Source organism: Caulobacter sp. 73W (assembly GCF_041021955.1).
Lineage (GTDB): Bacteria > Pseudomonadota > Alphaproteobacteria > Caulobacterales > Caulobacteraceae > Caulobacter.
Genome location: NZ_CP158375.1, coordinates 51,554 through 72,347, shown reverse-complemented (window position 1 = coordinate 72,347; position 20,794 = coordinate 51,554). Strand labels below are relative to the sequence as shown.

Sequence of the window (20,794 nt, the reverse complement as noted above, 5' to 3'; positions counted from 1 at the left end):
CCCGGCAGGCCTGAAGGATCAGAAGGCGTAGGTCATTCGAACATAACCACGACGGCCCATCAGGTCGTAGGTCATGGTGTCGGTGTTGGCGTCCGTATAGGACGGCAGATAAGGAGCCTTCTTGTCCCAGATGTTGTCGCCGCCGACGGCGATGATGGCCTTCTCCGTCAAGCGGTAAGAGAACTGGGCGTTGTGATAGAAGACGTTGGGCGTGCGGTAGCCCAGGGCCGTGGGCGCGGCGTTGAAATCAGTCGCCCGCCCGATCCATTGGATCGAATAGGTCGCCGACCACTTGGGGTCGTCCACGGTCAGGCTGGTGAGGCCGCGCCACTTGGGATAGCCGCCGTTGCCGCCGCCGATGTGGCCCTTGTAGAGGATCGGCGCGCCGCCCGGGAACGGAACGATGGTGTAGTCGTCCAGATAGGTGACGCCCGCGTCGAACATGGCGGTGCGCCCAGCCAGATCGAAGCTGTAGCGCGCGGCGGCGTCGACGCCCTTCATGGTCTCAGAGCCCACGTTCACCTGCTGCGAAGACAGGAAGCCGACTTCGCCGGTGACATTGCTGCGGGTGAAGTTCTGCGGGCTGCAGAACGGGTGGTTCATGTTGGGCGTGTTGTAGCAGACGGAAAGCTTGGTCGAGCCGGTGATCGAGCGGATGGCGTCGTCGATCTTGATGTCGAAGTAGTCGACCGTCAGCGACAGGCGCGGCACGAAGGTCGGCTCGTACACCAGGCCAAGCGTGAGGGTCTCGGCGGTCTCAGGGGTTAGGTTGAGATTGCCACCCGTCGTGGTCAGGATGTTGTTGTTGGGCTGGATGTAGTTGGCGGGCACGCCGCTGGCGCGACAGTTGGCCACGACGACAGCATTGGTGCTGGTGGCGTAGCGGCTGCATGGATCACTGGTCGTCAGCAGCCCCTGAGACAGACCGCCAAACAGCTCGGCGACGCTCGGCACCCGGAACGCCGTGCCCCAGGTGGCGCGAGCGCGCAATCCAAAGCCCAACGTCCAATCCAGGCCGATCTTGTAGTTGGTGTCGCTGCCAAAGCGCTCATAGTCGGAATAGCGCACAGCACCATCGACACGCAGCATCTCGATCAGCGGCAAGTCCTTCAGGAGCGGCGCGCTGACTTCGGCGTAGCCTTCGATCGCTTCGATCTCGCCATCGATCGGGCTTTGCTGGTTGGAGTTAGCGATGCCCAGGACGATCAGGTTGTCCGGAGAGCGCCAACCGTGGTCCTTGCGATACATGACGCCGACGGCGGCCTGCAGGGCTCCGGCCGGCAGATTGAACAGCGAGCCGGTGGCGTCGAAGTTGGCGTTGACCGTCTCGTTGCCGCCGTAGTCGCGGGTCGTCGCCATGATGTAGCGCAGCACGTCGGGCGTGAGATCGCCGGCGCCCAGATAGTCGCCGCATGGAATGGCCGCCCCCGCCGCGAAGCTGCACACGGCCGTATTGAGCGTGTTGGTGACGTGCTGCTTGTTGGCGATGTTGGTGAAGCCGTCGACGCCGGTGTTGCGGCCGTAGTTCACCGCCGCTTCCCAGGTCCAGTCGGCGATCAGATCGCCGCGGGCGCCGAGGGTGGCCTGATAGGTATTGGTCTCTTGGAAGGCGTTGCGCGGCCCCCCTTCAACCAGCCGGCGCTGGATGATGTTGATGGCGCCGCCCGTCGGGTTGGTCGGATTGCTCGCCGCCACTGCAAAGCCAGCCAAGGTCCCCGGCGAGGACAGCTGGGTGGTCTGGCGGTGGGTGTAGAGGAACTCGCCAAAGAGCGTGATGCTGTCGGTGAGTTCGTAGTCGCCAAACAGACCCGTGGTCAGACGATCGATCGGATTGACGGCGTTCAGGTACGGGTTGCCGTTAAAGCCATGGGCGGCCGCGCTATAGGGCTCATATGCATTGCCGGTCGTGAAGTTGACGGTCTGACCGTTGGCCAGGCTGACGCGGCCGCCGGCGGTGGAGCCGCTTCCAAGGCAAACTAAAGCCCCAGTGGCTCCGCTCAGCGGGCACGGGGCGCGCTTGGCCATGTTGACCGCATCCGTGGTCTGGTAGCTGACCGCGAAAGCCAAGCCCCCGCGATCGCCCCGCACGCCATAGGAAGCGTCGAGCGTCAGGTCGCCGCCATCGCCCTCGCCCGAAAGCCCGTAGCGTCCAGCGACGGCGAAGCCTTCGAGATCGGTCTTGGTGATGATGTTGACGACGCCGGCCACGGCGTCCGCGCCATAGACCGCCGAAGCGCCATCCTTGAGCACCTCGATACGGCCGATGATGGCGGTGGGAATGGTGTTCAGATCAGGCGCGCTGTTGGCGCCCGTGCCGCCGTTCACCAGACGTCGACCGTTGAGCAAGGTCAGGGTCCGATTGATGCCAAGGCCGCGCAGGTTGACCTGAGCGGTCCCCCAACCGCGGCCTGTCCAATAGGCGTTGGTCTGGTTGCCGGCGGCGCCGGCGGAAGCCGGCAGACGCTGCAGCAGGTTCTCGACGCTGACGATGCCGGTGTTGGCGATCTGCTTTTCGTCAAGGACGGTGACAGGGCCCACGCCCTCGATATCGGCGCGGCGGATCCGACTGCCGGTGACGATGAGTTCGTCGACCGAGGCCTCCTGCCCCCAACCCGTAACGGGCGCGGCAAGCACGCCCCCAGCGATGGCCGTCGCGGCCATCAAGACATTCCGTACGCGCATCGAACTACCCCCTATCGATGAGATCCCTGAGGGACCGAGCGCCTTAACGCTCTGCGAGATTGTATAGACATGTCAAGTCGATGACTTTCATCAAATGGCAATTTTTTGCCAGTTTGAGGCGCTTTTGATCAACCTCGCAGCATGTCCTGCTTGGTTTTGCGAGAATGTGGGTTATTTCTTTCTCGCTATTCGAGCATGCGTTAGGGCCGACGAGGGGCTGTCCCGACGCGCTTGTCCGCCATCAACTACGCGCCAGGTGGAGCCCTCCCTCGCGGCGCCTCGAACTTTTTTCTCGTGAGGGTGCGGTGGCGGCGGGACGTATAGACAGGGGTGGCGCCCTGCTCTCATGGGCGCCGAAAGGGGGATCTGATGAGGTTGCCTTGGTTGGCGCGGAGCCTTCACAAGTGGCTGGCGCTAGTGGTGGGCGTGCAGCTCGCGATCTGGACCCTCAGCGGCCTCTATATGGTCGTCGTCCACATCGACATCATCCATGGCGACCACCTCGTCAGATCCCTGCCGCCGGCTCGTTTCGATCTGCGTGCGCTCAGCGCTCCGGCCGAGCTGATGGACCCGTCATCCGACCAAGGCGCCCGGCTCATCAGTCTTCGTGGAGCCCCCGCCTATGTGATCGACGGCGCGAGCGGCCGTCGCGTTGTGGACGCCCGCAGCGGCGCGCCGCTGCCTCCACTGAACGAAGCCGAAATCCGCCCCATCGCTCAGCGTCTCTACACCGGCGACGGCGCCATCGAGACGGCCGAGCTGCTGACCAAGGCTCCCGGGGAGATCAAGGGGCGGGCGATGCCGATCTGGCGCGTCGAGTTCGAAGGCTTGGGCGACCCGACCTTCTATCTGTCGCCGCAGACAGGCGAGCTGGTGTCGCGCAGGCATGATCTCTGGCGAGCCTTTGACATCGCCTGGATGCTGCACATCATGGACTATAAGGAGCGCGCGGACGTGAACAACCCGCTGCTGCGGGTGGTCACCGTCGCCGCCGCCTTCACCACCCTGAGCGGCGCCTGGTTGCTCCTCTACAGCTTCCCCAAACGCAAGCGCCGCCGCGCGCGGAGTACGACGTAATGGACCTGCTGCTTCTTCGCCGTCTGCATAAATGGGTCGGCCTGGGCCTGGGCCTTCAACTGGTGGTATGGACAGTGTCAGGCGCCGCCATGGCCATGCTGGACCACCACGCCGTCGCCGGCGAAGGCCTGTCTCGCGACCCGGTCGCGCGTCCCGGCGCCGGCTCGTCGGCATCCATGCAGGCGCTCATCGCCGGTGCGGGCGACAGCCAGGTTCTGGCGCTCCGCAGCTTCCTGGTCGATGGCCGGCCCACTGTGGAGATCGTCACGCAGAAGGGCGCCGTGCTGCTCGATGCGCAAGCTGGCCAGCACGTCATTGTGGATCGCGATAAGGCGACCGCCATCGCCAAAGGCGCCTATGCCGGCGTCGGCGCCGTGGCCGACGTCACGCACCACGCCACGCCGCCGCTGGAAGCGCGCGAAGCCAGGGGCGCCCTATGGGCGGTCGCGTTTGATGATGCGCCCAGGACGACGTTCTACATTTCCCAAGGCAGCGGAGAGATCGTCGAGCGTCGTTCCCGCGCCTATCGCGCCTGGGACTTCTTCTGGATGCTGCACAACATGGACTACGCCAAGCGCAGCAGCTTCAACCATCCCCTTATCATCGTCGCGGCGCTCGGCGCCGTATGGATCGCGCTGACGGGGATCTTGCTGTTGTTCAAGGTCTTCCGCGCCAGCGACTTTACGAAGCTGGCGCGGTGGCGAACCTAAGGGTCGTCAGTAGGCCTTGATCGCCGTCACCGTCTGGCCGGTCACGGTGAAACGCACCTTCTGGCCCGGCTTGACGGCGGCCAGGCCGGCCTTGTCGGTGACCTTGAAGGCCATGGTCATGGCCGGCCAGCTAAGCGCCGGCATCGGCTCATGGGCGATGACGGCCTTGCCCGCCTTGACGTCGATCGACTTGACCACGCCCACGCCCTCGGCGCCCGCGGACTTGGCCGCGGGAGCGGCATGGTGGTCGTGAGATTGGGCGAGCGCCGGCGACGCGATGGCCAAAACGGCGGCGGCGATCAAAGCGGATTTCATCTTCTAAATCTCCAGGGGCTTGGAAGCTTGTTGGATCAGAACCAGGCGCGCAGGCCGACCACGAAGCGGGTTGCCTTGGGGTCTTCGCCGTGGACGCGCGCGTAGTCGGCGGTCTGGCCGAACTTTCGCTCATGCATCAGGCCGATATAGGGCGCGAACTCCTGGCGAATGGCGTAGCGCAGACGCAGCCCCACCTCGGCGGATGAAAGGCCCGCGCCCTCCCCCAGCTCCGGGACGTCCTGAGCTTGCAGCTCGATCTCGGCGCGCGGCTCCAATATGAGGCGCTGAGTGACGCGCAGGTCGTAAGAGGCCTCGAAGCGCGCCGACAGGTCGCCCTTCTCAGACAGGAAGGCGGTGGCGCCGACCTCGAACCAGTAAGGGGCCAACCCCTCGACGCCGAGCGCGGCGTAGGTGCGCGATGGACCTGGCTTGAAGTCATGACGCAGGCCCGCCTGCAGGTTGAAGTACGGACCGATCGTGCGCGCGTAGAGCGCCTGCAGTTCGGCGGCCTCCAGGCTGTGATCGTCGCCCTCGCCTTCCGATTTCAGGACCAGGCGGTTGATGTCGCCGCCAAAGGAGGCCCGGCCTTCCCAGCCATACCCGTCTCCATCGCCCAGCCGGCGCTCGGCCGTCTCCAGCATCACTTGTGACCAACGGATGTCGCCGTGCTCGCGCTGCAATTGAGCGCGGGCCGCGGCCATGACCTTGGGATCGTAGAAGCGCTCGGCGGCGAAGTCCTTGGGCGCTTGGGGGGCGCTCGTAGGCTCGGCGACCGCGGGCGCCGCGGAATGGCCCTCATGCCCCGCGTGCTCATCGGGCGCATCAGCCCAAGGCGGCGCTCCGTGCCCAGAGTTGTCATGCTCGGCATGGGCTGGGGCCGGGGCTGGGGCGGCCGGCATGTGATGAGCGGCATGCGGGTCGGTCTGGGCCAGAGCGGGCGCGGTGGCGGCGCTCAGCGCCAGGATCAGGACAAGATGGCTCATGCCCCCTCTCCTTCCTTGCGGACAGTGACCACATTGAACATCCCCGCATGCATGTGGATCAGCATGTGGCAGTGGAAGGCCCAGTCGCCCTCGGCGTCGGCGGTGAGGTCAAAGCTGACCTTGCCGCCAGGCTGCACCGTCACCGTGTGCTTGCGCGGATGATGCCCCTCATGCCCATTCACCACCTCGAAGAAGTGGCCGTGCAGGTGGATCGGATGGGACATCATGGTGTCGTTGACCAATGTCACCCGCACTCGCTCGTTCAGACGAAACGCAATGGGATCAACCAGTTCGCTGAACTTCTTGCCATCGAAGCCCCACATGAACCGTTCCATGTTGCCGGTCAGATGGATCTCCACTTCGCGGGATGGCGGCCTTGGATCGGGATTGGCCTCCAGGGCGACAAGGTCGGTGTAGACGAGCACCCGGTGCTCCACGTCGGCCAGGCCCACGCCCCGGTCGCCCACCCGATCGGCCGGCATCGGCGAGATCATCTGCACGCCAGGCGTCAGCGCCACCTGCGGCGCCATCATCGGATCGCGCATGGACATGTCGCCATGGTCCATGCCCGGCATGGAGTGATCCATGCCCATGTCCTTCATGGTCAAGATCGGACGGCGGCGCAGCGGCGGGACCGGCGCTGTCATGCCGGCCCGCGGCGCCAGGGTGGCGCGGGCCATGCCCGACCGGTCGGCGGCCTCGGCCACCAGGGTATAGGCGCGGTCGCCGGGTGTGAGGATCACGTCATAGGTCTCGGCCGGCGAGATCTGCAGCTCGTCCACCTCCACGGGGCGGACCGGCAGGCCATCGGCCTGGACCACGCTCATGGGCAGGTCGGGAATTCGCAGGTTGAACACCGACATGGAGGCGGCGTTGATCACCCGCAGGCGCACCCGCTGACCAGGCTCAAACAGGCCCGTCCAGTTGTCTTTAGGGCCATGGCCGTTGATCAGATAGGTGTAGGTCGAACCGGTGACATCCAGGATGTCCGTCGGATCCATGCGCATGGCGGACCATTCGACCCGCTCGCTCAACGGCTGGTCCTTGCCCTTCAACAGACCGGCCAGGGTCTGTTTTTGCATGTTGAAGTAGCCAGCCTGCTGCTTGAGCCGCTGGATCAACTTGTGCGGGTGCATAAAGCTGTAGTCCGACAGCACGATCACGTGCTCGCGGTCATAGGGCGCGGGCTCTGCGCCCTTCGGATCGATGATCAGCGGGCCGTAGTGCCCCTCCAGCTCCTGCAGGCCGGAGTGGCTGTGATACCAGTAGGTCCCCGCCTGGATGACCGGAAAGTCGTAGACGAAAGTCTCGCCCGGCTTGATGCCCGGGAAGCTGACGCCCGGCACCCCGTCCATCTGAAACGGCACCAGCAGGCCGTGCCAGTGGATCGAGGTGTCCTCGTGCAGCTTGTTGGTCACCGCGATGCGGACGTTCTGGCCTTCATTCAGCCGGATCAGCGGACCAGGGACCGTCCCGTTGATCGTCACCGCATGGCCCTTGCGGCCATCAAGGGTCACGCTGGAATGGCCGATGGTCAGGGCGATGTCGTCGCCCGTCAGGGCCGACGTCGAGCGTCCTTCAAACGCCCTGGCCCAGGCGGGAAGCAGGGTGGCGGCTGCGCCGGCGCCCAGCAGCTGTCGACGCGACAGCGAATTGGATTTCCAAAGCATACACTGAAAGCCGCCGCGTCCGCAGCGACCCCTAAAGAGCGATCGACCGCCTCAGATACGCGCGACATTCCCTCGAACCCTCAAATGGGCAAGCCGGAACCACAAGGCGATCGCAGCAATCTGCCGACGAGATCGGTTAGCGCCAGTCTGCGCTCCTGTCGATCATCCATCACAGCAGCCCCGCTTGGAATCGAGACCGCCGCAAAGTCGCTCGTGACGCCCCATGGCGTTGCGTTAGACCATGGGCACGATCCGCAGCCCGTCGGCGCCCAAGATCGAGGCTCTCCGCCGCTTCACCGCCCGGCGGGCGGGCGCCTTGAGCCGCCAGATAGGAAAGCACCGCCGGCGTCGAGCCGATTTGGCGCCGCGCCTGCGATCGGGTTCAGGATAGTATACGAACACTCCAGCGCCCGATTCCGGACGCGGTCGCAGCGTCCGCCGCCAGGCGCCGTGACATCGGCCCAGTCAGATGAGGCTTTTGCGGCGCCAGACGTCCTAGTTGCATGCCCCCAGTCGTAGACAGGCTTTCGCAGTGATCGGCATCGTCAAGATCGCGCTCAGCCGGCCGTTGACCTTCATCGTCATGGCCATCCTGATCACCATCATCGGCACCCTGGCCGCGCTTCGCACGCCTATCGACATCTTCCCCGCCATCCGCGTGCCGGTCGTGGGCGTCGCCTGGCAGTATCAGGGTCTGTCACCTCAGGAGATGGCCGGCCGGATCATCACGCCCTACGAGCGGACCTTGACCACCACGGTCAACAATATCGAGCACGTCGAGAGCCAGGCCATGCCCGGCATCGGCGTGGTCAAGATCTTCCTGCAGCCGGGCGCCGACGTGCGCACCGCCACCGCCCAGATCACGGCGGTCTCGCAAAGCGTGCTTCGCCAGATGCCTCCGGGCGTGCAGCCGCCGCTGATCATCAACTACGACGCCTCGACCGTCCCGATCCTTCAGCTGGCCTTGGCCGGCAAGGGCATGTCGGAAGGCGAGCTCTTCGATCTTGGCCAGAACCAGATCCGCCCCGTGCTCGTCACCGTTCCCGGCGCGGCCATCCCCCTTCCCTCCGGCGGCCGCCAGCGGCAGGTGCAGATCGACCTGGATCCCCAGGCCCTGCAATCGAAGGGGCTGTCGGCCCAGGACGTCAGTCTGGCGATCGCCGCCCAGATGCAGATCAACCCGGCGGGCTTCGCCAAGATCGGCGCCTATCAGTACGCGGTGAAGCTCAACAACGCGCCGGCCTCCATCGCCGACATGAACGACCTGCCGGTCAAGGTCGTCGATGGCGCCACCATCTATCTGCGCGACGTGGCCTTCGTGCGCGATGGCGCCGCCCAACAGACCAATGTCGTCCATGTCGACGGCAGCCGATCGGTCGTGGTGACCATCCTAAAGAACGGCGCGACCTCGACCCTGGCCATCGTCGACGGGCTGAAGGGCATGTTGCCGAAGCTGCAACAGACCCTGCCCGATGAGCTCAAGATCGTACCGATCGGCGATCAGTCGGTGTTCGTCGAAGCCGCCGTCGAGGCCGTGATGCACGAAGGGGTGATCGCCGCCGCCCTCACCTCCCTGATGATCCTGTTGTTCCTGGGCTCATGGCGCTCCACCGCCATCATCGCCGTGTCGATCCCCCTGGCGGTCCTGGCCGCCATCGCGGCCCTGGCGGCGACGGGCAACACCCTGAACATCATGACGCTGGGCGGCCTCAGCCTGGCCGTCGGCATCCTGGTCGACGACGCGACGGTGACCATCGAGAACATCAACTGGCACCTGGAGCAGGGAAAGCCCGTCCGCCAGGCCATCCTCGACGGCGCCCAGCAGATCGTCGTGCCGGCCTTCGTCTCCCTGCTTTGCATCTGCATCGTCTTCGTGCCGATGTTCTTCCTGCCCGGAGTGGCGGGCTTCCTGTTCGTGCCGATGGCGCTGGCTGTGATCTTCGCCATGGTCGCCTCGTTCGTACTGTCGCGAACGCTCGTGCCGACCCTGTCGATGTACCTGCTGCGGCCGCACGTCCACGGCGGGGTCCACGATCCGGCCGCGCCGCCGGCCAATCCGTTCGTGCGCTTCCAGCGCGGGTTCGAGCGACGGTTCGAGGCGTTTCGCGCCAGCTATGGCCGCACGCTCGAGACGACCTTGGCCAATCCGCGGCCCTTCGCCCTCATCTTCGTCGGCGCGGTGTTGCTTTCGCTGCTGCTGACGCCGTTCCTGGGGCGCAACTTCTTCCCGGCGGTCGACGCCGGCGCCATGGCCATCCATGTGCGCGCGCCGGTTGGCTCGCGGATCGAGGAGACCTCCGCCCACTTCGACCGCATCACCCGCAAGATCCGCCAGATCGTGCCGCAGGACGAGGTGCTGTCGATCGTCGACAACATCGGCCTGCCGGTCAGCTCGATCAACGCGATCTACAACAACTCCGGCACCATCGGTCCGCAGGACGGCGACATCATGGTGCAGCTGGCCAAGGGCCATAAGCCGACCGCCCACTATGTGCGCCAGCTGCGCGAGGAACTGCCGCGCGCCTTCCCCGGCACCCAGTTCGCCTTCCTGCCGGCCGACATCACCAGCCAGATCCTCAATTTCGGCACGCCCGCCCCGATCGATATACAGATCGTGGGCCGCAACAGCGTCGCCAACGAGGCCTACGCCCGCAAGATCATGCGCCGGATCGCGGCCATCCCCGGCGTCGCCGACGCCCGGATCCAGCAGTCCTCGCGCTACCCCCAGCTCAACGTCAATGTAGACCGCAGCCGAATCGGCCAGTTCGGCCTGACCGAGCGCGACGTCACGGCCAGCGTGGCCACGTCGCTGGCCGGCACCGGGCAGACGGCCCCAGTGTTCTTCCTCAATCCTGAGAACGGGGTCTCGTACTCTGTCGTCGCTCAGGCCGCCGAGCATCGCGTAAGTACGCTGGATGATCTGATGAACCTGCCCGTCACCGGCACGGGCGCGGGCCAGACCTCACAGCTCCTCGGCGGGATCGGCGAGGTCACGCGCAGCAATTCGGCGGCGCTGGTCTCGCACTACAACATCGCCACCATGATCAACATCTACGCCGCCGCCAGCGGCCGCGACCTGGGCGCGGTGGCCGACGACATCAAGGCCGTGCTGAAGGATCTGGAGAAGGAGGCCCCCAAGGGCAGCTCCGTTGAACTTCGCGGCCAGTATCAGACCATGAACACCGCCTTCACCTGGCTGGGCTTTGGCCTGATCGGGGCGATCGTGCTGATCTACCTGCTGATCGTGGTGAACTTCCAAAGCTGGCTGGACGCCTTCGTCATCGTCATGGCCTTGCCCGGCGCCATCGCCGGGATTGTCTGGATCCTGTTCCTGACGGGCACCACGCTGTCGGTCCCGGCGCTGACCGGCGCGATCATGTGCATGGGCGTGGCGACCGCCAACTCGGTGCTGCTTGTCAGCTTCGCCAAGGAGCGCTTCGCCGTGGTCGGCGACGCTGTCCAGGCGGCGCTGGAGGCGGGCATGGTCCGTTTCCGTCCTGTGCTGATGACGGCCCTGGCGATGATCATCGGCATGGCCCCCATGGCCATCGGCATGGGCGAAGGCGGCGAGCAGAACGCGCCCCTGGGCCGGGCCGTGATCGGCGGCCTGATCGTCGCAACCTTCGCGACCCTGCTGTTCGTGCCGGTCGTGTTCTCGATGGTGAACCGCCGCCGTGAGCCGGGCGCGGTCATGGAGCAAGTTGATGCTTAAGTCCGACAACAGCCGCCAGGCCCGATGGATGATCGCGGCCGGCCTGATCGCCGTGACAGCCGTGGGCGTCGGCGTCGCCGTGCGGATGAACCAGCAGCGCAAGCTCAGCGCCTGGACCGCCGACCAGGCCATCCCGACGGTGATGATCATCCATCCCAAGGCGGCCCAGGACAGTGACGAACTGCGCCTGCCCGCCACGCTCCAGGCGCTCAACACCGCGCCGATCTATGCGCGCACCAGCGGCTATGTGCGCAGTTGGGCCGTAGACATCGGCCAGCCGGTGCGCGAGGGCCAGGTACTGGCCGTGCTCGACGCGCCGGAGGTTGAACAGCAATTGATCGCCGCGCGGGCGGACCTGCAGACGGCGCTCGCCAATCGCCAGCTGGCGGCGACGACCGCCGAGCGCTGGAACGCCATGGTCGCCAAGGACGCCGTCTCGCGGCAGGCCGCCGACGAGAAACTGGGCGATCTGGCGGCGCGCACCGCGGCGGCCGACGCGGCGCGCGCCAATGTCGCGCGGCTCGAGGCCATGATGAGCTTCACGCGCCTGGTCGCGCCCTTCGAGGGCGTGGTGACCACGCGCAACGCCCAGATCGGCGCCCTGGTGGCGTCCGGGGCCGCAGGCTCGCCGCCCCTGTTCACCGTCTCCGACGTCAGCCGCATCCGCGCCTTCGTTCGTGTGCCCCAGCTCTACGCGGCCCGCGTCCGGCCTGGCCAGCAGGTGGCTCTGAACCTTCCCGAATATCCGGGGCGTCCCTTCACCGCCCAGGTGACCCGCGACGCCGGCGCGGTCGAGCCGTCATCCGGCACCGTGCTGGTGGAGCTTCAGGCCGCCAACGGCGATCGGGCGCTCAAACCCGGCGCCTTCGCCCAGGCGCAATTCCAGATCAGCGGCGCGGCCAGCGCCGTGACCCTGCCGCCCAGCGCCCTGATCATCGGCGCGGACGGCGCGCAGGTCGCCCTTCGCGGACCAGACGGGCGCGCCGTCCTGCGCAAGGTGGCCATCGGCCGTGACCATGGCTCGACCGTGGAGATCGCCTCGGGCCTCACCGCCAAGGACGACGTGATCGATAACCCGCCCGAGGCGCTGCAGAACGGCGACCCGGTCCGCGTGGCCAAGGGTTCGGCCGAATGAAGCTGCGCGCGCTCCTCGCCGCCGGCCTGACGCTCAGCGCGGTCTCCGCCTCGGCCGCGCCCTATGCGCCGCCGCCTGTCGAGATCGGTCAGACTTTCAAGGAAGGCGTCGCCTGGGTCCAGGCGGGCGGCGCCGCGCGCGTTGCGCCGGATCGCTGGTGGGTCGTGTTCAATGATCCGGTGCTCGACGGACTTGAGGCGCGCATCGAGGCGCAGAACCCTTCCCTCGCCGCAGCAGCGGCGCGTTACGCCGAGGCCGGCGCGGTGCTGGCGCGGGCGCGTGGCGGTTTGTGGCCCTACATCGGCCTGGGCGGGTCGGTGGAGCGCAACCGCCTGTCGGCGGGGCGTCCGCAGGCGTCGAATTCGGTCACCTATGACGACGCTTCGGTCGGCGCCTCGCTCAGCTACGAGCTCGACCTCTTTGGCCGCATTCGGGGCCAGGCGCGTCAGGCTCGCGCGCAGGCCGACGCCGCCGGGCACGATCTGGCCGCCGTTCGGCTGGGCCTGCAGATGCAGCTTGCCGCCGCCTATTTCGAACTACGGGGCCTGGACGCCCGCGCAGAGCTTTTGGACGTCACTGTCCAGGCGTATCAGCGCGCCTTCGATCTGACCTCCACGCGCCATGACGGCGGCCTGGCCTCCGGAGTCGAAGTCGCCCAGGCCCAGAGCCAGCTTTCCTCGGCCCGCGCCGAAGTTGAAGCGGTGGCCGCCCAGCGCGCCCAGGCGGAACATGCGGTCGCCATTTTGGTGGGCGAGGTTCCCAGCCTGTTCAGTCTGGCCGCTTCCGGCCTCCAGCCCGCCGCACCAGTCGTGGTGGTCAGCCTGCCCTCGACGGTGCTTGAGCGCCGCCCCGACATTCAGGCCGCCGAGCGCCGTGTGGCGGCCGCCAACGCCGCCATCGGCGTGGCCAGGACGGCGTATTTTCCCAGCATCATCCTGGGCGCCGCCGCCGGCTTTCAGGCCGGCAACGGCGACATCCTGACCGCCCCCAATCGCTATTGGGCGCTTGGTCCGCTTTCAGCGGCGGGCGTCCTGTTCGATGGCGGACGACGACGCGCCGGCGTACGGATCACTCAGTCGCAGTTCGATGAGGCGGCGGCGGATTACCGCCAGACCGTCCTGACGGCTTTTGGCGAGGTCGAGGACGATCTGGTCGCCGCACGGCGCATGGCCGCACAGATCACCCATCAGGTCACGGCCACCAACGCGGCCCGCCGCGCCGAGGACATCGCGCTCGAACGCTACCGCGACGGCGCGGCGGACTATGTCGAGGTGGTCACCGCCCAGGCCGCTTCCCTTGGGGCCCAGCGCACCTTGATCGAGCTGCGCACCCGCCAGTTGATCTTGGCCGCCGACCTCGTCCGCGCCCAGGGCGGCTTGGCCCCCTATCGCTGAGCCCGCCCCTCAGGGGTAGGTGATCTTGAACTGTCGGATGGCCACCGATCCGCCCAGGCCTGACGCGGTCCAGTAGAGGCCAGCGCCGCCGAAGCGGTTGGGCGTGATCTGGCCGTCCAGGCTCAGGGTCTCGCCATCCGTCGTATTGCCCCCGCGCACCGTCACCCGGTCACCGCGCACCGAAATGCGGATGGTCGCGGAGGGCTTGAAGGCCCCGGTCAACTGTCGCGCGCCGTCCAGCGGCTCGCCCTTGCCGTCGACGATCCGATAGAGCTGGAACATCGTCGCCGTGGCCGACTGTGTGGTGCGCCACATGCGCAGGGCGTAACCCGTTCGGGTCGGTGCGTCGTACTTGAAGAGGATGTCGCCGCGCGGCCCCTTGGCGTCTTCGGGCGAGCCCGGGATTGAGAAGCCCTGCCCCTCGCCCTTGTCGGGATCGAGGGTGACGACGAGGTCCATGTCTGTCGCAGGATGGTCAGCCTGATAGAGGGCGGTGCTGATCTTGGGTCCGACGCGCAGACCCCAGCGGCCGTCGTCGTTCTGAGGTTCGACGACCGACCAGGCGCCAGTCAAATTCCACAGGCCATCGCGCGCTGGCTGGTCGACAACAGCCACGAAGCTTCGGAAGTCGGGATCGACGTCCTTGCCCGCCACGTCCCGCTCGGTGATCGGCCGCGCGGCCGTTACGCTGGTCGATGGTCCCGCCTCGCTGAGGTCGTGCTTGGGCGCAACCTCCGCCCGCAGGTAGGCGCCGATCATGGCTCGTGTCAGGGTCAGACGCTTGAGCGGCTCATCCCCCCGCGACACCGCGACGGGACGCGGCGAGGCGCAGGCCTGATCCTGGCAGAGTGACCAGGTCACCAAGGATTGGTCATGGCGGCGTCGCGCCAGGCCCAGCCCATAGCTGACCGTCACGGCGCCGCCGGACGGCGAGGAAAGCATCGGCGCCGACTTGAACACCGGCGGCGGGCCATAGGTCGGCTCCACGCGGACATGCGCGGTCGCCTTCATGCCATTGGGCGCGATGGCGTCGACGGCGACGGTCTGGACCTGGTCGGTCGTGTTGGCGCCGATGACGTTGATCTGCTCGCCCTGCGTGGCGCTCAGTCGCACAAGATCGGAAGCGGTCGACCAGCGGATCGGCTGAGACCGTGCCCCCGCCGGCTGGATGGCGACCGAGAGCGGCGCCCCTTCCCCGCCGGTTCTCAGGGTGGGCGCATGCCCCTTCATGATCATGCGGAACACCGCCGGCTCTTCGCCGGCATGGCGTTCACGCACGCCCGCCGGATCCCATCCGTCGTCGACGCCCTCGGGCGTGGCGCGAAGGATGTTCCACGGGTTGAAGGCCTTGGCTTCGGGGTCCGACAGCTCCCTCGTCAGGGTCCGGCGTTGCGGGCCGACAATGCTGTCGATGATGTCCGCCGGCCTGCCGTCGGCGTGACGGGTCCTGTAGGTCAGCGAATAGGCGTCGGCATGCTTGGGCGCCTTCCAGGCGTACCAGGCGACCTGGGTGTTGGGCAGGACGGAGTCGATCAGCGCCACGGGCGGGCCGCTGATCTTGTAGAACTGCATCGGCTTGTCGGCCTTGAAGACCGTGCGGATGAAGGCCACGCCGCTGGCCCACATCACCCCGCCGCCCTCGATGAAGTGGATTTCGGAATCCTCCCATACGCTGGCCGCGCCGCCGCCGATGAAGTCGTCCGTCCCCTCCACATAGACGTGGGTGAAATAGGATCGCTTGGTGCGGGTGAACAGCGTGTCCAGCCGGCTGAGGATCGCCACGTGGGAATAGACGTGACGGTCGCCCTTGGCCTCCAGCGCTACCGCCTGGGTGATGACATCCGAGCGCTTCTTCAGGCTCTTGGACGGATCGCCGGGGTAGTCGTAGTCGGTGTTGCAGTAGTTCAGGATCGTCAGGTTGATCGCCGAAAAGCCGTCAGCGTCGACGATCATGGTGAAGCCGTTATTGGACGCTCCCAGGACGCCCGCGCCCTGCTGATTGCCCCGGTTGTCGGCCAGCACCACCTTGCGACGATCGTCGGTCAGGCCCAGCAGGGTGATGTTCGGCTTAGTGATGACCAGGCCCGGCGTCAGGTTCTTTCCGGGCAGCAGATAGACGTCCGGCTTGATGCCGATGACCGTCGGCTTGCCGGGCGCTCCTGCCGGCGCTGCGGCATAGGCCGCCTCCACGGTACGATAGCGTCGGGCGGCCGGGTCCTCGGGCAAGGAGGCGTCGACGAGATAGTCGTAGCGCTCGCTGCGCGTATCGAAGACGACGTCGGTGTAGCCGTTGATCCGCCCCATGCCGACCAGGGTGTCCTGGGCATGAAGCGCAGCTGGCGCGAGGGCGAGCACAAGACCCAAGGTCAGGCCGGCGGTCCTGGACATCAGCATGCTCCCCTCGCCCCGCGTTGCTAGTTCGGTCGCCCGGTCGTCATGCCCAGGCGATACGGCGTCGCCGGGGCCGGGATCGGCGCGGGACGCTCAGTCGGGATCAGACGCGCCGCGCCCTCCAGACCCTTGCCGGTGACGTTGTCGACGGCCACCTTGGGACCGCTGAAGACGTTCACGTTGACGTTGTCCAGGGTCACGTTGCGGATGTTGGCCAGGGTGATGCCGCGCCCGGCCGTGCCCCTCACATCCTTGAAGACGAAGCCGTCCAGCGGCTTGTCAGGGTGGATCTGCACGCCCTCGACCAGGACCGGCACGTCCTTCACGATGATACGCTCAAAGACGAAGTTGCGCACGGTCGGCACGCCGTCCATGCCCGGCACCGGGAACTGGTCCTGCTTGCCGCTGTCGAGGAAGTTGAAGCGCAGGAAGCCGTAGCCGGCGTTCTCCACCTCAAGGTCACGCATCACGATGTCCTCGATGAACGCGCCCCGGCCTGGTCGGCTCTTGATGTAGATGGCGAAGGTATGCGCGGCCAGGCACTTGCAGCGTTCGACCAACACGCGGCGGATGCCCGCCGAGGTCTCGCTGCCGATGCCGATGCAGGCCCAGCGGCGGTCACGGAACACGCAGTCGGTGATGGTCACGTCCTCGGTCGGACGGGCGATGACATTGCCCTCCATGCCGCGCCCGGACTTCAGGGAGATGCAGTCATCGACGGTATCGAAATCGCACTTGTCGATTACGACCCGGCGGCAGGAGTTGACGTCGATGCCGTCGGCGGCGCCCTTGACCGTCATGTTGCGGAAGACGACGTCCTCGCAATAGACGGGGTGGATCGACCACATGTCGTTCTGCTCTGTCCACACGTCGGTGACGCTGAGGCCCTGAACCTCCACGAACTCCAGAAGCGCGGGATGGCGCAGGCCGGTCTTTTCTTCCAGACGATTGTGGATATCCTTGGAGGCGAGGATCTTGCCCTTGCCGGTAATGCCGACGTTCCTGGCGTCCTGCGCCCAGACCAGGCCGATGTAGCCGGGCACCCAACGCCCCTCCCAGCGCACCTGGATGACCGGATAGTCAGCGACGTCAGGGGAGCCTTGCAGGACCGCGCCTTCCTCGATCCGCAGGGTGGTGTTGGAGCCGATGCGCACCGCGCCGACCAGGAAGGTCCCGCCGCTCAGCACCACTTCGCCGCCGCCAAGGACGGCGCAACGATCGAGCGACTGCTGAACCGCGTGGGTGTCCTTGGTCTTGCCGTCCGCCTTGGCGCCCCAGTCGCGCGGATCGATCCGAACGCCGGTCTTGGCGGGCTTGAAGGGGGCCGGAAGCGCGGGCGGCGTCGGTCCTTTGGCCGCCTGGGCGTTGGCGACGACCGGAGCCAGGGTCGCGCCGACGACTCCGAGGCCCGCGGCGCCCAGGAACGCGCGGCGGCTGGACTTTTGCGATGGCGTGGAGGGGTGATCCATGACGACGGCTCTCTTCGACTAAGGCAGGACTAGGGGATCGCGCGCGCCGCGAGCGGCCCAACGGACGCTGGCGGGCTTGGCGCGGAACAGGGATTCGAACTGGGCCTGGCGAAGCGCTTCGCCGACGCCGTTTTGCGGATTGACCCAGGTGACCGGACGCGCGCCCAAGGATGTGGTCAGATCGGTCAGGTCGTAGTGGCGCAGGACGCCGAAAGGCAGGACCGCCGGCAGGTTGCGCTGGATCGGTCGATCCACGGCCATGCGATAGCTGGCCAGGGCGCCGTCGAGGGTCAGGCTGGTGATCCGATCGTCCAGCACCGCCGCATGCAGCGCGGCCGGAGCCATGGCGCCCAGTGCGTAGACCGCCACGCCGGGTGCGACGTCATCGCGAGCGCTCAGAGCGGCGACCGCGCCGGCCACGTCATCGACGCGCAGGCCCAGCACCGTCTCGCCCACCAGCATGGCGCGCAGGGACAACAGGTTCCAGTCGCCCAGCAGGGCGGCCTTGATCTCTTCGGCGCCGCCGGAGCCACGCGCCGGCAGCTCCATCACCACCCAGCCCTTGGCCGACAAGGCATTGGTCTGGGCGCGGGCGGCCGCCAGCTGCTCGGGCGTCCCCGTGATCACCAGGGCGCGCTTCTTTCCCGCTCCTTGCGGCGCGGTGAGGCGGCAATCCAGATCGCCGGCGGGCGAGCCGCTGAGCACGCAAGCGCCCTGTCCCGCCTTCAGGCTCATGGCTGGCGTGCGGGCCTTGGTGACCGTGCGGATGTCGGCGCGAAGGCGCTCCAGCGGGATCGCGGCGCTCGAGGCTGGTGCGACCTGAGCGGCGCGGGTCTGGTTGATCTGCTGCAGGGTCACGCCCTTCAGCGAGGTCGAGACCTGACCCGTCGCGGTGACGAGGTTGTCCTCCGGGCGCGGCGGGCGGATATCCACGAATGGCCGCTGCGTGGTGTCGTTGTTGAGCCAGCGACCGAAGAATCCGACGATCTTGTCGCCGACGGGGGCCAGATTGCCGTGACCGCCGGGACCAGTGATCCAGGTGATCCGATCCTGGGCGCCATAGAGGCCCCAGACGCGGCGCGCCTCCTCGTAGGCGGCCTTGGCGCCCTCGAACGGGAAGAAGTCCGCCTCGGTTGAGATGACGGCGTAGGGGCGCGGCGCCGCCAGCTCGACCCAATCAGGCACGTCGAGGCCGGCGGCGATGAAGCCTGGCGGCGACTGTTCGGCCTCCTGCGGGCCGGGGCCGGCGAGAACATGGCGGAAGGTGTTGACGTAGCAGGCCGAAGCCGCCGCCTTCACCCGCTCGTCAAGCGCGGTCAGGAACGAGGTGACCGTGCCGCCGCCCGAGCAACCGAAAGCGCCCAGGCGCGCGCCATCCACGTCCGCACGGCTTTGCAGGTAGTCGAGCCCCCGCATGGCGTCCCAGATGAAGTAGCGCGAGACGTGATCGCCGACCGGCACGGTCTGCCAGTAGGCCATCGAATGCTCGCCGGTCGGGCGGCCGACCTTGGACTCGCCAAGCTCGGGGTCATAGTGCTGCAGCCGCTCGCCCATGCCGATCTCGTCGTAGATCAGGGCGAGGATGCCGGCCTTGGCCAGATTGCCGCCGAAACGGTCCCCGGCCTTGCCGTCGGGCGAGTGCCCGGGGGTGATCAGAACCGCCGGGAAAGGCCCCTTGCCACCGGCCGGCACATAGACATTGGCGGTGACAAAGTAGCCGGGAAGGCTTTCATAGACGACCTTCTCCACCCGGTAGCCGTCGGCCTGATAGCCGCCCATGGCGCGCGCCTTCAGCGGCGTGCGTTCGGCCGGCAGACCGCCGATCAGGTCGAGGATCGACTGTCGCATCTTGGCCTTGCGGGCGTCCATCTTGGCGGCGGTGTCGACCGCGGCCAGCTCGGCCTCACGCGCCTTGAGCTGTTGGCCGGCCAGGCCGTCGATATAGCGGATGAGCTGGTCACGACCTGTCGGTTCGGCCGCCTGGGCCGCGCCGGTAAGTAAGGCGAATGCTGAAAGACCCGCAGTGAGTGTTCTGATTTTCATGATGTTTCCTCCCCTCAGATCCGGGCCTTGGCCCAGTCCTGATAGCGGGCGATGACCGCGTCGCCCCAATCGCCGTACCAGGCGTAGCCGGCGCGTCGCTCCAGCTCGACCGGCGCCAGGCTGTAGCGAACGATGCCGTCGCGGCCGGCGAAGATCGGACGGTTGGTCGGTATCTCGTAGTAGCGAGCCCAGATCGGCCTGGCCTTCGGATCGGCGACGACCACGCGGTCGCCATTGGCGGGCCGGTCTATGCGCACGCCCTTGAGCGCCGAGGCCTTGTACCAGGCCACTCCGCTTTCAACGGCGCGAATGACTTCGGGGCTGGGGTTATCGAGGCCCATGAGCAGCAGAAGCACCGCTGCGCTTTCGTTGGCGCTGATCGCCGGCGGCTCGAACATGCGGCCCATGCGGGGCTCGTAGGTCACCTCGTCGTGCTGCGCGCCCCAGGCCGTCAGCTTGCCGTCAGCGACGATCTGGGCGCGCAGGATGTAGGCGACACCCCTGTCGAAGGCGGCCTTGGCCTGGGCGGGCCGGCCGGCCGACACCTTGGCGTAAATTGGATCCGTGGCGATCTCGCGGACGAAGATCATCGCCTTGACCATGGCGTCGTCGTTGAACGACGCGTAGCGGGCGTTGTGGGCGGCCACGGACGGATGCGAGCCGTAGGGCCAGCTGCCCTTAGGATACTGAGCGTCGAGCACATAGCTCAGGCCGATGTCGAGCGAGCGGCGATAGCGCTCCTCCCCCGTTGCGGCATAGACCCGCGCCAGGAAACGCATCTGGTCAAAGCGGTAGAGGCTGGTCGAATGACCCCGCCAGCCGATCTGGCCTTCCTCGCCTCGGAAGGGCTGGGTGACCACGTCGCCGCCGGGCCAGCCGCCCGTCTCGCTGATCTGCCAGGAGATGATGTTGTCGCCGATGGCGCGAGCCTCGTCCGAAGCGAACCACGCGTCGGGCTTGGCCGACATCTTGTCCCACCACCCGGTAGGCATCGACGTGCCGACCTTGCGGGCCTTGGACATCACGTCCAGCTGGAACTGGCTCGGGAATGGAATGAGAGGCGGATGCGCAGCCGGATGCTGGACCTGCGCCTGAGCGGGCGAGGTCGTCATGGCGGAGGCTGCGAGGACGGCGGCGGTGACCGCCGCGGCGACAGGCGCACGCATGCAGACGACACTCCTCAAAGCGATATGGAAAAGGGCGGCCGACTTGG

At 67.0% G+C, this 20,794-nt stretch carries 13 protein-coding genes; 5 read left to right on the top strand and 8 right to left on the bottom strand.

Features of this window, described 5'->3' with window-relative positions:
- Nucleotides 1-18: 18 nt before the first annotated feature.
- A complete protein-coding gene (locus ABOZ73_RS00300; protein ID WP_369059791.1) occupies nucleotides 19-2,661 on the bottom strand; it encodes a TonB-dependent receptor plug domain-containing protein in 2,643 nt (880 codons plus the stop codon).
- Between the two features lie 390 nt (nucleotides 2,662-3,051).
- Between ABOZ73_RS00300 and ABOZ73_RS00295 the strand changes: the two genes are divergently transcribed.
- Both ABOZ73_RS00295 and ABOZ73_RS00290 read left to right on the top strand, forming a co-directional pair.
- Entirely contained in the window at nucleotides 3,052-3,759 is a 708-nt protein-coding gene (locus ABOZ73_RS00295; protein WP_369059790.1) for a hypothetical protein, read from the top strand.
- Nucleotides 3,759-4,469 carry a PepSY domain-containing protein gene (locus ABOZ73_RS00290; protein ID WP_369059788.1) on the top strand — a complete coding sequence of 237 codons (711 nt, stop codon included), beginning with the start codon at nucleotides 3,759-3,761 and terminating at the stop codon, nucleotides 4,467-4,469. Before ABOZ73_RS00295 ends, ABOZ73_RS00290 begins: the two co-directional genes overlap by 1 nt.
- 6 nt (nucleotides 4,470-4,475) lie before the next feature.
- On the opposite strand, the gene ABOZ73_RS00285 is transcribed toward ABOZ73_RS00290, so the two are convergent.
- From ABOZ73_RS00285 to ABOZ73_RS00275, 3 genes are read right to left on the bottom strand one after another with little or no spacing between them, the layout of a single operon-like run.
- Nucleotides 4,476-4,784, bottom strand: coding sequence for a copper-binding protein (locus ABOZ73_RS00285; protein ID WP_369059786.1), 309 nt, complete (start codon nucleotides 4,782-4,784; stop codon nucleotides 4,476-4,478).
- Nucleotides 4,785-4,819: 35 nt separating this feature from the next.
- Nucleotides 4,820-5,767, bottom strand: coding sequence for a copper resistance protein B (locus ABOZ73_RS00280; RefSeq protein WP_369059785.1), 948 nt, complete (start codon nucleotides 5,765-5,767; stop codon nucleotides 4,820-4,822).
- The gene (locus tag ABOZ73_RS00275; protein WP_369059783.1) at nucleotides 5,764-7,437 is read right to left on the bottom strand and encodes a copper resistance system multicopper oxidase; all 1,674 of its coding nucleotides are present in this window, start codon (nucleotides 7,435-7,437) and stop codon (nucleotides 5,764-5,766) included. The genes ABOZ73_RS00280 and ABOZ73_RS00275 overlap by 4 nt, the downstream gene beginning before the upstream one ends.
- A 532-nt stretch (nucleotides 7,438-7,969) precedes the next feature.
- Here ABOZ73_RS00275 and ABOZ73_RS00270 point away from each other — a divergent pair.
- From ABOZ73_RS00270 to ABOZ73_RS00260, 3 genes are read left to right on the top strand one after another with little or no spacing between them, the layout of a single operon-like run.
- Nucleotides 7,970-11,149 carry an efflux RND transporter permease subunit gene (locus ABOZ73_RS00270; RefSeq protein WP_369059781.1) on the top strand — a complete coding sequence of 1,060 codons (3,180 nt, stop codon included), beginning with the start codon at nucleotides 7,970-7,972 and terminating at the stop codon, nucleotides 11,147-11,149.
- Entirely contained in the window at nucleotides 11,142-12,284 is a 1,143-nt protein-coding gene (locus ABOZ73_RS00265; RefSeq protein ID WP_369059779.1) for an efflux RND transporter periplasmic adaptor subunit, read from the top strand. The genes ABOZ73_RS00270 and ABOZ73_RS00265 overlap by 8 nt, the downstream gene beginning before the upstream one ends.
- Nucleotides 12,281-13,678, top strand: coding sequence for an efflux transporter outer membrane subunit (locus ABOZ73_RS00260; RefSeq protein WP_369059777.1), 1,398 nt, complete (start codon nucleotides 12,281-12,283; stop codon nucleotides 13,676-13,678). Before ABOZ73_RS00265 ends, ABOZ73_RS00260 begins: the two co-directional genes overlap by 4 nt.
- Before the next feature lie 9 nt (nucleotides 13,679-13,687).
- On the opposite strand, the gene ABOZ73_RS00255 is transcribed toward ABOZ73_RS00260, so the two are convergent.
- The 4 genes from ABOZ73_RS00255 to pelA are packed head-to-tail and all read right to left on the bottom strand — an operon-like array spanning nucleotide 13,688 to nucleotide 20,747.
- Nucleotides 13,688-16,066: a pectinesterase family protein gene (locus ABOZ73_RS00255; RefSeq protein ID WP_369059776.1), complete on the bottom strand. Its 2,379-nt coding sequence runs from the start codon at nucleotides 16,064-16,066 to the stop codon at nucleotides 13,688-13,690.
- Between the two features lie 26 nt (nucleotides 16,067-16,092).
- Nucleotides 16,093-17,538 carry a glycoside hydrolase family 28 protein gene (locus tag ABOZ73_RS00250; protein WP_369059774.1) on the bottom strand — a complete coding sequence of 482 codons (1,446 nt, stop codon included), beginning with the start codon at nucleotides 17,536-17,538 and terminating at the stop codon, nucleotides 16,093-16,095.
- Between the two features lie 18 nt (nucleotides 17,539-17,556).
- Nucleotides 17,557-19,581: an alpha/beta hydrolase gene (locus ABOZ73_RS00245; RefSeq protein ID WP_369059772.1), complete on the bottom strand. Its 2,025-nt coding sequence runs from the start codon at nucleotides 19,579-19,581 to the stop codon at nucleotides 17,557-17,559.
- A 14-nt stretch (nucleotides 19,582-19,595) separates the two neighbouring features.
- On the bottom strand, nucleotides 19,596-20,747 hold the full coding sequence (pelA, locus tag ABOZ73_RS00240) for a pectate lyase (RefSeq protein ID WP_369059770.1): 1,152 nt from the start codon (nucleotides 20,745-20,747) through the stop codon (nucleotides 19,596-19,598).
- Between the last annotated feature and the right edge of the window lie 47 nt (nucleotides 20,748-20,794).

Coding starts and splice junctions, on each gene's coding strand:
- ABOZ73_RS00300 (WP_369059791.1), bottom strand. CDS start 2,661: ATGGCCGCGACGGCCATCGCTGGGGGCGTGCTTGCCGCGCCCGTTACG.
- ABOZ73_RS00295 (WP_369059790.1), top strand. CDS start 3,052: ATGAGGTTGCCTTGGTTGGCGCGGAGCCTTCACAAGTGGCTGGCGCTA.
- ABOZ73_RS00290 (WP_369059788.1), top strand. CDS start 3,759: ATGGACCTGCTGCTTCTTCGCCGTCTGCATAAATGGGTCGGCCTGGGC.
- ABOZ73_RS00285 (WP_369059786.1), bottom strand. CDS start 4,784: ATGAAATCCGCTTTGATCGCCGCCGCCGTTTTGGCCATCGCGTCGCCG.
- ABOZ73_RS00280 (WP_369059785.1), bottom strand. CDS start 5,767: ATGAGCCATCTTGTCCTGATCCTGGCGCTGAGCGCCGCCACCGCGCCC.
- ABOZ73_RS00275 (WP_369059783.1), bottom strand. CDS start 7,437: ATGCTTTGGAAATCCAATTCGCTGTCGCGTCGACAGCTGCTGGGCGCC.
- ABOZ73_RS00265 (WP_369059779.1), top strand. CDS start 11,142: ATGCTTAAGTCCGACAACAGCCGCCAGGCCCGATGGATGATCGCGGCC.
- ABOZ73_RS00260 (WP_369059777.1), top strand. CDS start 12,281: ATGAAGCTGCGCGCGCTCCTCGCCGCCGGCCTGACGCTCAGCGCGGTC.
- ABOZ73_RS00255 (WP_369059776.1), bottom strand. CDS start 16,066: ATGTCCAGGACCGCCGGCCTGACCTTGGGTCTTGTGCTCGCCCTCGCG.
- ABOZ73_RS00250 (WP_369059774.1), bottom strand. CDS start 17,538: ATGGATCACCCCTCCACGCCATCGCAAAAGTCCAGCCGCCGCGCGTTC.
- ABOZ73_RS00245 (WP_369059772.1), bottom strand. CDS start 19,581: ATGAAAATCAGAACACTCACTGCGGGTCTTTCAGCATTCGCCTTACTT.
- pelA (WP_369059770.1), bottom strand. CDS start 20,747: ATGCGTGCGCCTGTCGCCGCGGCGGTCACCGCCGCCGTCCTCGCAGCC.